General features: G+C 71.7%; 8 protein-coding genes. 5 read left to right on the forward strand and 3 right to left on the reverse strand.

Annotated features, from left to right (window positions below; translation table 11 throughout):
• A partial coding sequence (locus ACRDTB_RS35090) for an endonuclease/exonuclease/phosphatase family protein (RefSeq protein WP_431436552.1) occupies positions 1–663 on the forward strand: 663 nt, incomplete at its 5' end.
• Between the two features lie 91 nt (positions 664–754).
• Here the strand turns inward: ACRDTB_RS35090 and ACRDTB_RS35095 are convergent.
• Positions 755–2,146 (reverse strand): FAD-binding protein, encoded by a 1,392-nt coding sequence (locus tag ACRDTB_RS35095; RefSeq protein ID WP_431436553.1) that lies wholly within the window; start codon positions 2,144–2,146, stop codon positions 755–757.
• Between the two features lie 271 nt (positions 2,147–2,417).
• Positions 2,418–4,187: a hypothetical protein gene (locus tag ACRDTB_RS35100; RefSeq protein WP_431436554.1), complete on the reverse strand. Its 1,770-nt coding sequence runs from the start codon at positions 4,185–4,187 to the stop codon at positions 2,418–2,420.
• A 251-nt stretch (positions 4,188–4,438) separates the two neighbouring features.
• Here ACRDTB_RS35100 and ACRDTB_RS35105 point away from each other — a divergent pair, with 251 nt between their 5' ends.
• Together ACRDTB_RS35105 and ACRDTB_RS35110 are read left to right on the forward strand one after the other, a co-directional pair.
• Positions 4,439–6,697 (forward strand): DUF6351 family protein, encoded by a 2,259-nt coding sequence (locus ACRDTB_RS35105; protein WP_431436555.1) that lies wholly within the window; start codon positions 4,439–4,441, stop codon positions 6,695–6,697.
• 112 nt (positions 6,698–6,809) lie between these two features.
• A complete protein-coding gene (locus ACRDTB_RS35110) occupies positions 6,810–7,802 on the forward strand; it encodes a DUF3068 domain-containing protein (RefSeq protein WP_431436557.1) in 993 nt (330 codons plus the stop codon).
• 310 nt (positions 7,803–8,112) lie between these two features.
• Here ACRDTB_RS35110 and ACRDTB_RS35115 read toward each other — a convergent pair whose 3' ends face one another.
• Positions 8,113–8,256: a hypothetical protein gene (locus tag ACRDTB_RS35115; RefSeq protein ID WP_431436558.1), complete on the reverse strand. Its 144-nt coding sequence runs from the start codon at positions 8,254–8,256 to the stop codon at positions 8,113–8,115.
• Between the two features lie 114 nt (positions 8,257–8,370).
• Here ACRDTB_RS35115 and ligD point away from each other — a divergent pair, with 114 nt between their 5' ends.
• On the forward strand, positions 8,371–10,323 hold the full coding sequence (gene ligD, locus ACRDTB_RS35120) for a DNA ligase D (protein ID WP_431436559.1): 1,953 nt from the start codon (positions 8,371–8,373) through the stop codon (positions 10,321–10,323).
• A 46-nt stretch (positions 10,324–10,369) separates the two neighbouring features.
• Positions 10,370–10,812, forward strand: a 443-nt coding sequence (locus ACRDTB_RS35125; protein WP_431436560.1) for an amidase family protein, incomplete at its 3' end; no start/stop codon positions are given.

The following is a 10,812-nucleotide window of genomic DNA, read 5'->3' on the forward strand; positions in this document are numbered from 1 at the left end:
CTGCACCGCCAGCTGCGCGACATCGAGCACGACCTGCCCGACCACTACGACTGGATCGGCGAGGGGCGCGCGGGCGGCATCCGCGACGAGTTCTGCGCGATCTTCTTCGACACCCGGCGACTGGCGGTGCTGGAGTCCGGCAACTTCTGGCTCTCCGACACGCCCGACGTCGCCGGTTCGCGGTCCTGGGGCAACCGGACGGTCCGCATGGCGACCTGGACCCGGTTCCGGGACCGGCACACCGGTACCGAGCTCGCCGTCGTCAACACGCACTTCGACAACGTCTCGGAGAGCTCCCGGGTCCGCAGCGCGGAGCTGGTCCGCGACCGGATCAACGCGCTCCCGCCCGAGCTGCCGGTGATCCTGACCGGCGACTTCAACACCCCCGCCGGGCAGTCCGCCGCGTACACGGTCCTCGTCGACGGCGCGCGGCTGACGGACACGTGGATCGCCGCACCCGAGTGGCGCAGCCCGCTGTACGCGACCTGGCACGGCTACGAGCCGCTGGTCCCGGACGGCACGCGGATCGACTGGACGCTCACGCGGGGGAGCCTGACAGTCGAGGCCGCGGGCATCAACACGTTCTCCCGCGACGGCCAGTTCCCGTCCGACCACCTACCGATCCAGGCCCTGCTGACGATCGGAAGGGACCGGCTCAGCTGACCCGTGCGCGAGGGTCTCGCCTGGCACCGCGATTCACCCCCTCCGGGAACGTTCGCGCCCGGAGGGGGTGTGCGGATGTCCTATGTGGACGCTAGAAGATCTCGTAGCCCGGGGTGAGCACGTCGCCGGGGTCGTACTTGTGCTTGGCGTGCGAGAGCCGGCTGAACGCGGCGCCGAAGTGCCTGCGCCACTCGTACCTGCTCAGCGAGAACGCGTGGACCGGGTAGAGCGTGCCGCCGGCGGCCCTGATGCGGCCGTAGGCGGCCTTGTTCGCGTCCACGAGCCGTTGGGCGTTCGCCGCGTCGTCGGTCGTCGGGACGCGGACGAAGTTGAACGCGTAGCACAGGCTGTCGGAGGGCAGCCGCATCAGCGGGCTCTTGATCGCGCTCCGGGTGAGGGGCGAGAGGATGATCTGGCCGAACTGGCCGAGGTCCTCGAGCGGGTTCAGCCGGTCCAGCTCGCCGCTGACCACCGACTCGACCTCGGAGTCGCCGACGAACGAGGTGAGCCACGGGTGCGGGAAGAACCACTGGCCGTTCCCCCGCAGCAGCGCCTCCAGCGCCGAGAGCCGGTTGAGGAAGTCGAAGTACGCCAGCGTGGAGATCTGCCGGGCCGACTGGATGTCCGAGAGGCCCTCGAGCAGGGCACCCTCTTCGGGCTCGTTGCCGGTGAAGTACTTCACCGCGTCGATCCGGAACGCGAAGCCGGTCGGCGGTGCCGCGATCGCGCCCTGGACCACGTCGAACCGGTTGTCGCGGGAGAGCAGCCGCTGGTCGGAGAGCATGGTCGCCAGGTCCGGGTAGCTCAGCTGGAACCGGCGTGCCGACTCCGGCGCGTCGATGAGCTTGATCGTCGCGCTCGTGATGATGCCGACCTGTCCGAGGCCCGCCCGGACCGCGTTGAACAGGTCGGACCTCCGGCTCGCCGAGCAGGTGAACCTCTGGCCCTTCCCGGTGACCACATCCAGCTCGATCACGTTGTCGGCGACCACGCCGTGCGTCGAGGTGGTCGAGCCGACGCCGCCGGCGACGATCGTGCCACCGACGGACAGTTCGATGTAGTCGGTCAGCACCGGCGGGGTCTTGCCCTGCGCCAGGGTCGCCCGGAGCACGTCGCTCCACTTCGCACCCGCACCGACGACCACGCGGTCGCTTTGGACGGTGCCGATCGAGTTCATCGTCGACATGTCCACGACCAGACCGTCGCGGGCCATGGACCGGCCGAACACCGAGTGACTCTGCCCCTGCGGCGCGACCTTGCCGCGCAGTGCTCTAGCGAGGTGGACCGCCCTGGCGATGTCCTCGTCGGAACCCGGTAACAGGACGCCGATGGGTGTGTCTTCGACGATATGACCGAAGTCGTCCGCGGCCGCGGCCCGAGTCTCCTCGTCGAACCGGATCTCGCCGTCCAACCCGTGCAGCAGCGGCTGTAACGCCTGCTGCGAGACACTTTTCCTGGCAGCCGTCGCCGCGCTGCCGCTCACAACGCCTACCCCTACCGCGGCCGCGGCCGTGGCAAGTCCGCCCATTAACACGGCACGCCGATTGGTGCCCATTGATCTCTCCTTCGTCCGAGGTGGCCCCCGTGAAACGGAATCACGGGACACATCCGCCACTGCGTGCCACAGATCCACTCGCACGCAGGAAAGCGCACGTGGCCGTGTGCTCCGCACCCTCCTACGTGGTGGTCGCACCCGCGGTTCAGCCGGTTTCGGCACGATTCGGCACCGGCTTTTGCCTCGGTCGGATCGCGAGTCAGCGGGGCTGGTTGTTCTGGGGCACCTGGGCTGGCAGCCACCGCATCGCGCCACTCTCGTGGATGACCACGATGCGGCTCCCGGACTCGATCGGGCCGATCACCGTGAAGCCCGTGTTCGGGATGATCCCCGCGTACTGGAAGGCGATGTCCGGGCGGGTCTGTCCGCTCACGCCGCCGCCGACGACCGTGCCCCGGGGATCCGCGACCACCACGCAGCGGACCGGATCCGTCGCGTCGGCGGCCCAGCCGTGGAAGACCGGGACCCGCTTGCCGTCGTAGAAGGGGTCCGGCTGGGCCGGCTCGGTCCACTCCACGGCGCCGGCCGGGTGGTCGGGCACCTTGTTGCCGAGCGCGGGCGGGAGCGCCGTCATGGCGTCCGTGTCCAAGGTGGACCCGAGCTCGGGGCCGCCGCAGCCGAGGGTGAAGTCGTCGGTGAACGGGTAGTGGCCGAGCGCCCGCAGCCGCGGCGCGAGCTCGTCCGCGGGCGGGTAGCGGCGGTACGCGTCGCTGAAGCCACCGCGAATGGCGACGGCCTCCACGAAGTGCTCCGTGTTCGCCGCGCGCTCTTCACTGCCGGCACGGCCGCCGAGCGCGAAGCCGAGCAGGCCGACCATGACCACCGCGGCCGTGACCTGGTACGCCCGCGCGGGCAGGCGGCGGTGCACCACGGTCGCCAGCAGCACGATCGCGGGCACGGCCAGCAGCACGGAGACCGACGTGTAGCGGGAGGTGGACATGCCGATCTCGCCGCCGTAGTCCACCCGCGCCGCCGTGATCATCCCCGCGCCGAGCAACCCGTGGCCGGCCAGCGCCCACCAGAACCACATCCGCGGCTCCCGCGCGACCTTGCTCGAGGCGATGGCCAGGTAGACGCCGAGGACCACGACGCCGGCCATCGCCGCCACCGCGCCGCTGTCCACGCTCCACAGCTTGCCGACGATGGCGAGGAAGTAGTACAGCATGCCCGCGGGGTCGCTGGTCGGCTGCCCGGCCAGCGGCGCCGACGGCCGGTAGGCCATCCACACGAGTACCAGGGAGCCGCCCACGACCAGCGGCAGCAGTCTGCGCCACCACGGCTCCCGCCTGGCGAACGCGATCAATGCCAGCACCGGCCACGCCGCGAACGCCGTGGCGTAGGAGAGGCTGCCCAGCACCGCGAGGGCCCACGCGGGCCACCACTTGCCGCGCACGGCGAACAGCAGGGCCACGACGACAATCAGGTTGGCGGTGAGCCAGGCGGTGCCGCTCATCGCGCGCGTGTAGTTCCACAGCCCGTGCGGGCTGAACATCAGCGCGGACGCGGCCACCACGAGGCCGGCCCGCACCAGCGGCGGGAGCGTCCGCGGCAGTGCCAGGCCCAGTGCGACCACGGTGGCCACGGCGACCGCCACGACGAACACGCCGAGCGTGCGGTTGTCGCCGTCGAACAACTTGATGTTGATCCAGTAGAGCAGCGTCGGCAGCCCGAGGATGTGCTCGTTCGACAGGTAGTTGCGTAGGTCGAACGCCTTGAGCGAGCCGTCCGGGTTGGTGACGCGCCACAGCTGGAACAGGTAGTCGAGGTGCTGGAGGCGTCCCGAGTTGGCGACGTCGCGCAGCGTGGTGGCCACCGGGATCGCCGCCAGCAACGTGACGAGCCTCGGCAGCCACGCCCCCGCGGCGAACCTCCGCACGGCCGGCAGCCGGGCCGGGGCGGTCGTCGCCTCGGCGGCGGGCTCCGGTGTGGACTCAGGGGTGGATCCGGGCGGTGTCAACGTCGTGCTCATGAGGTCGGACGCATCCGCCGGCCCTCGCGCCACCCGCGCCACCCGCGGCTCTCGTCCCTGGTCAACCACGTCGGCTCGCTCACCGGGGTCATGCTAGGCCGAGCGGTCGACGCCGGATGACGGGGCCCGCGCCCCGGGGCCGAATGGCGGCGTTGACGTCGCCCGCGCGCCCGGCCTAGCGTTTCCGGGCAGTGCGGATCCCGGCTCGTCGCCGGGTGTCCGCTGCTGGGGCCGAGGTCCGGGAGGGCGCGATGAAGCGTCGAGTCTCCGTTGTCGTCTCCGTCGTCTCCGCGGTGGTCGCCGCAGGCCTGGCCGGGAGCTCGGTCACCGTCGCAACGGCCGCGCCCTCGGGCGGCCGGGACGGGGTGCGGCTGGAGATGCTGTCCGGCCCCGCGCGGTACGTCAGCGGGGGCGCGGCCCGGGTGCGGGTCGTCGTGCCGCGGTCGGCGCCCCTCGACGCGGCGACCGTGTCCGTGAACGGCCAGGACGTCACGTCGTCGTTCGTCCCGGACGACCGGGCCCCGCACGCGCTGGAGGGCGTGCTGCGCGGGCTGCCGACCGGGGAGAGCACCGTCCGCGCCGTGGTCCGCCACGACCGCGCCACGCTGCGGCTGGTGAACCATCCGGTCACCGGGCCGATGTTCTCCGGGCCGCAGCAGCCCGACTTCTTCTGCTCGACACCGCAGCACCTCGCGGGGTTCGACCTCACCGGCCCGTTCCTCGACGACGACTGCTCGCTCGCGACCCGGGTCGACTACTACTACCGCGCGGCCGACGACACGTGGAAGCCGTACGACCCGGCGGCGCCCCGCCCCGCCGACATGACGACGACCACGACGAGCGACGGTTCACGCGTCGACTTCGTGATCCGCTGGGAGCGCGGCACGATCAACCGCTTCATCTACACGATCGCGGTGCTCGACCCGTCGGTGAGCGGGCCGGGCTCGCTGCCGTACTGGAACCGCAAGCTCATCCACTACTTCGGCGGCGGCGTGGCGATCGGCCACTACCAGGGCTCGAACAACCAGAGCGAGTCCCGCTACCCGTACGGCCTCGGGCAGGGCTACGCGATCGCGTGGTCGACCGGCACCAAGACCAACACCCACTACAACCTGGTGCTCGGCGGCGAGACCGCGCTGATGGTCAAGTCCCGGTTCGTGACCGAGTACGGCGACCCTGTGTACACGGTCGGCCTCGGCGGGTCCGGCGGTGGCATCCAGCAGTACGTGTACGGCCAGAACCACGAGGGGCTGCTGGACGCGGCGATCCCGCAGTACTCCTACCCGGACATGGTCACGCAGACCATCCACGTCGGCGACTGCGAGCTGCTCGAGCGCTGGATGGACCTGAAGGTGCGAGCGGACCCGGCCTCGAAGTGGCGGCAGTGGTCCAACCGCCCGCTCCTGGAGGGGCTCGCGGCGTCGGACACGGTGCCGAACCCGTACCACCAGCTGACGCCGTGGCTCGCGGCGCCAGGGTCGAGCGAGTGCGTCAACGGCTGGCGCGGGCTGTCCCCGCTCGTGCTGAACCCGAAGTTCGGGACCGCGCCGGGCATCCCGCCCGAGGAGCAGGCACGCGTCGAGTGGACGCACTGGAACGACGCGGTCAACGTGTACGGCCGCGATCCGGTCACCGGGTTCGCCAGGTCCACATGGGACAACGTCGGCGTCCAGTACGGGCTGAAGGCGTTGGTGGACGGGCACATCACGCCGGCGGAGTTCCTCGACCTGAACGCCGCGGTCGGTGGCTGGAAGGATCCGAGCCAGGCCGTCCAGGAGGGCTGCCCGTTCATCCCGGCCGCGTGCCCGGCGGACATCGACGTGTGGAGTGCCCGGAACGCCACCGTGCCCGGGCCGGACGGGGTGGCCCCGCGAACCGAGGGCAGCGTCGAGGCGATGCGTGCCGCCTACCGGTCCGGCCTCGTGTTCGACGGCCGGATCGACATCCCGGTCATCGACTGGCGCCACTACCTCGACGCCGAGCTCGACATGCACAACGCGCGCCAGTCGTTCGCGTCCCGGCAACGCATCATCGAGCGGCGGGGCGACGCGGCGAACCAGGTGGTGTGGTTCACCGACGCGCGACCGGCCCGGTCGTTCGACCAGACCCCGATGGCGCTCGCGGTCATGGACCGGTGGCTCGCGAACCTGCGGGCCCACCCGTCGCGCGGGGTGGCGGGGAACAAGCCTGCGGAGGCGGTGGACAGCTGCTTCGCCACGGACGGCACGCTGCTGTACCGAGGCCACGACGCGTGGCGCGGCATCCTCGACCGCGCGCCCGCGGGGCCGTGCACGCAACGGTTCCCGATCCACGGCACGTCCCGGACCGTCGCGGGCGGCCCGTTCGACGAGCAGCACTACAAGTGCGCGCTGCAGCCGGTTCGCGCGGCCGTGGCCCGCGGGCTGTACGGATCGTGGCGGCCGAGCCGGGCGGAGATCGACCGGCTGGAGCAGATCTTCCCGACCGGGGTGTGCGACTACCGAAAGCCCGACGTGGGCCGGCCGCGATAGCGCGTTGTGGCACGACGGGATGGCACTACGGGTCGCTACGTCGTTCGGCGGTATCCGGCGGTTCGGTGATCGGCACAATTGCCGGAGACCGCGACCGTGAAGCGGGTGAGCCATGCGCCGTGTCCTCAGCTGTGTCCTCATAGGACTCGGGGTGTTCGCCGTCGCGCTCGGTCTGCTGCTGCGGTTCTACGCCTACCCGAAGCTGGCGAAGGTCCCGCTGGACGTGGACAACGTCTCGGTGGCCAAGGGCAGCGGCGTCACGTCGGTGGTCGTCGACGAGGTCGGCGGCGTGCCGACGCCGCAGATCCGCCACGGCCTCGACCTCACGACGACCACCTACGTCAGTGGTGACCTGACCCAGCCGGAGGTCGTCGAGGACGGCGACGTCGCGGTATGGGTGGAGGCGCAGCGGACGGTCGACCACGCCAGCGGGATCGTGGTCGGCGCGTCGCTGCGGGCGCTGTGCCTGGACCGGTTCAGCGCCGAGGCGGTGGCGCCGTGCTCGGGGCAGTACATCTCCGAGGAGCAGGGCGAGCGGGTCGCCGAGGACCCGAACAGCGTGCAGCAGCCGGGGCTGAACTTCAAGTTCCCGTTCGACACCGAGAAGCGCGGCTACCAGTACTACGACCTCATGCTGAAGGGCACCGTGGAGGCGCGTTTCGAGGGCGAGGACACGGTCGAGGGAGTCGAGGTCTACCGCTTCGTGGCGGAGTCCCCGCCGACGAGCGTCGGCCAGCAGGAGGTGCCGGGATCGCTAGTCGGCGTGGACGAGAACTCGGTGATGGTGGACCGGTTCTACTCGGACCGCCGCACGATGTGGGTCGAGCCGGTCACCGGTGCGCTGCTCGCCGTGGAGGACAGGGGCACGCAGGAGCTGTTGACGCCGGGCGAGGAGCCGGGCGAGGGCACGACGGTGTACGAGGGCACGATGAACCTCGACGAGGAGACCGTCGCCGCCAACGTGCGGGAGGCCGAGGACAACGTCGACCGCCTGACGTTGCTCACCACGTGGCCGGTGGTGCTCTGGATCGTGGGTGGCCTCCTGTTCATCGGCGTCCCGCTGCTGCTGCTCTCGGACCGCCCCGCCCGGCGCCGAACGAAGTAGCCGTGGGTTGTTCCCGGCCGGAGGGGGTACGCGGAGGTGATGACGACGTACACGCACCCGGCGGGTGGCTGATCGTCCAATTCCGTCCAGTTCCGTGCGACGGCCCGATCGGCCCCGTGCGTGCTCGCCGTCTCGGCCGGCCTCCGTGGAGACCGCCGCGCTGACCACGGCCCGTCGGGTGCGCCTCCGCGCCGGCGCCGCCCGGCGGGCCGATCCCAGCGGCCGGCCAGGAAGGACGCCATGCTGACGTTCAACGTCTGGAAGGCGTCCTTCCAGGCCCTGCCAGCGCTCACCCCCGGCGCGGAGCCGTTCACTCCGGCGGCGTCGGGTTGGCGCCGGGCCCGGCCGTACTGTTCGATGTCGACGTGTCCTGGTCCGCGGCCGGTACCTCCAGGCCGAGCTCGGCGAGCAACGCGTCGAAGATGGGCGTGTCCATCACGCTCTGGTCTGCCATCACGGTCCCCCGTATCCGCTGCGGGCGCTCCCACCACGCCCGTCCCCTCCACCACCGTATCGTGCGGACCGGCGCGGCGGCTGAACGTCCGCTAAACGCACGGATGAGTGCGGCGTGACCGGCGGTGCCGGGCTGCCGCCGCCGGTGGCGCCGATGCTCGCCTCGCCGAGCCGCGGCCGGCTGCCCGACGACCCGCGTTTCGGCTACGAGTACAAGTACGACGGCTACCGGGCCGTCCTGCGGGTGTCGGCCACCGGCACGATGGTGCTGACCAGCCGGAACGACAAGGACATCACCGCGGAGTTCGACTCGGTGTCCGCCGGGCTCGGCGACGTCCTGGGCGGGCGCGCGGCCGTGCTCGACGGTGAGCTGGTCGTGCTGAACGAGGTCGGGCAGCCGGAGTTCCGGCTGATGCAGGAGCGGCGCGGCCGCTACCAGCAGGGCCTGCCGGTCGCCGACCTGCCGGTGCGGTACCTGGTGTTCGACCTGCTGCGCCTCGGCGACGCGGACCTGACCGGCGAGCCGTACCACGAGCGCCGCCGGCTGCTGGCCGAGCTCGGGTTCGACGGCCCGATCTCGGTGGTCCCCGCGTTCACCCACGCCGGCCTCGCGCGCGAGGGCCGAACCCCGCGGGACCTGCTGGGGCTGGCGGCCGAGGCCGGCTACGAGGGGCTCATCGCGAAGCGGCTGGCGTCGCGGTACTACCCGGGCCGGCGCAGCCCGGAGTGGCTCAAGCATCCGCTGACCCAGACCCAGGAGGTCATCGTCTGCGGGTGGCGGCCCGGCAAGGGGCGGCGGGACGGCATGGTGGGCGGGCTGCTGCTGGGCGCGCACGAGGGCGGCGGCGACCTGGTCTACCTCGGCGACGTCGGCACGGGGTTCACCGAGCGTGCCCTGCGGGACCTCGGTGACCGGCTCGCCGCGCTGGAGCGGCATACCAGCCCGTTCCCGAGCGAGCTGTCCCGGGAGGACGCCCGCCAGGTCCGGTGGGTCGAGCCCGTGCTGGTCGGCGAGGTCGTGTACCGCCAGTTCACCCGGGGCGACCGCCGGTTGCGGCACGCCGCGTGGCGTGGCCTGCGGCCGGACCGGGAACCCGGTGAGATCACCGCGCCGGAGCCCACCCTGGGCCGGCGCCCGGGAGGTGCGGAAGTCGTGGCGGGCGAGCGGGTCATGGTCCAGGTGGGGGAGCGGCGGCTGTCGCTGTCCAATTTGGACAAGGAGCTGTACCCGGACGGGTTCAGCAAGGGCGAGGTGATCAACTACTACAGCCGGATCGCGCCGATCCTGCTGCCGCACCTGGCCGGGCGGCCGGTCACGTTCATCCGCTACCCCAACGGCGTCGCCGCCGAGGCGTTCTTCGAGAAGAACGTGCCCTCGCACGCGCCGGACTGGGTGCGCACCGTGCGGCTGCCCAGCTCCGGCTCGCGCGGCGGCCGCGGCGACCACATCGACCACGTCGTGCTCGACGATCTGCCGACACTGGTGTGGGCGGCCAACCTCGCGGCGCTCGAGCTGCATGTTCCACAGTGGACAGTCGACGCGAGAGGCGTGCGCGGGACGCCCGACCGCCTGGTGTTCGACCTCGACCCGGGCCCGGGCACGACGGTCGTCGAGTGCTGCCGGATCGCCGAGCGGCTCTACGACATCCTCACCGGCGACGGCCTCACCCCGGTCGCGAAGACCAGTGGCGCCAAGGGAATGCAGCTCTACGCGGGCATCCACACCCGCGACGCGGAGCGCCCCTCCGCGTACGCCAAGGCCGTGGCCGAGCGCCTCGCCGCCGAGACGCCCGACCTGGCCGTGGCCAAGATGGCGAAGAACCTGCGGCGCGGCAAGGTGTTCGTCGACTGGAGCCAGAACAACCCCGCCAAGACGACGATCGCGCCGTACTCGCTGCGCGGCCGGGACCGCCCGACGGTGTCGACCCCGGTCTCGTGGGACGAGGTCCGCGCCTGCCGGCGACCCGCCGACCTGACGTTCACCGCCGACGACGTCCTCGACCGGGCCGGCGAGCTCGGCGACCTGTTCGGCGTGCTGGCGCGGCGCCGCGCGACTCTCGTCGGTTGACGGTGCTCGGATCGTCGCGATTAGCTGCGGTGTGCCGATCTCCCGCGTGGCCTCGATCCTGATGCTGATCGTGCTCACGATGGCCGTGCCGGCCAGCGCGGCCGGTGAGCGCGTCGAGCGATCGGGTCTCGACCTGGACGCGGCGACGATTCCCGACCTGCAGGCGCTGATGGACCGCGGCGAGCTCAGCTCGGTGCGGTTGACCAAGGCCTACCTCGCGCGCATCCGGACGATCGATCCGAAGATCCACGCCGTGCTCACGCTCGACCGGACCGCGGCCGCGCAGGCGGCGGCCAGCGACCGGCGGCGCCGGCACGGGCAGACCCGCGGCCCGCTCGACGGGATCCCGGTGCTGCTCAAGGACAACGTGGACACCAAGGGCCTGGCCACGACCGTCGGCTCGCGCGCGATGCGGGCGGTACCGCCCGACCGCGACGCCACCGTCGTGCGCAAGCTGCGGGCGGCGGGCGCGGTCATCCTCGCCAAGGC

Origin of the sequence: Actinophytocola sp. (assembly GCF_050699935.1) — a bacterium.
Taxonomy (GTDB): domain Bacteria; phylum Actinomycetota; class Actinomycetes; order Mycobacteriales; family Pseudonocardiaceae; genus Actinophytocola.

Bases quoted from the DNA above. Each gene is read 5' to 3' on its own strand.
- ACRDTB_RS35100 (WP_431436554.1), bottom strand. From the start codon at position 4,187: ATGAGCACGACGTTGACACCGCCCGGATCCACCCCTGAGTCCACACCG.
- ACRDTB_RS35105 (WP_431436555.1), top strand. From the start codon at position 4,439: ATGAAGCGTCGAGTCTCCGTTGTCGTCTCCGTCGTCTCCGCGGTGGTC.
- ACRDTB_RS35110 (WP_431436557.1), top strand. From the start codon at position 6,810: ATGCGCCGTGTCCTCAGCTGTGTCCTCATAGGACTCGGGGTGTTCGCC.
- ACRDTB_RS35115 (WP_431436558.1), bottom strand. From the start codon at position 8,256: ATGGCAGACCAGAGCGTGATGGACACGCCCATCTTCGACGCGTTGCTC.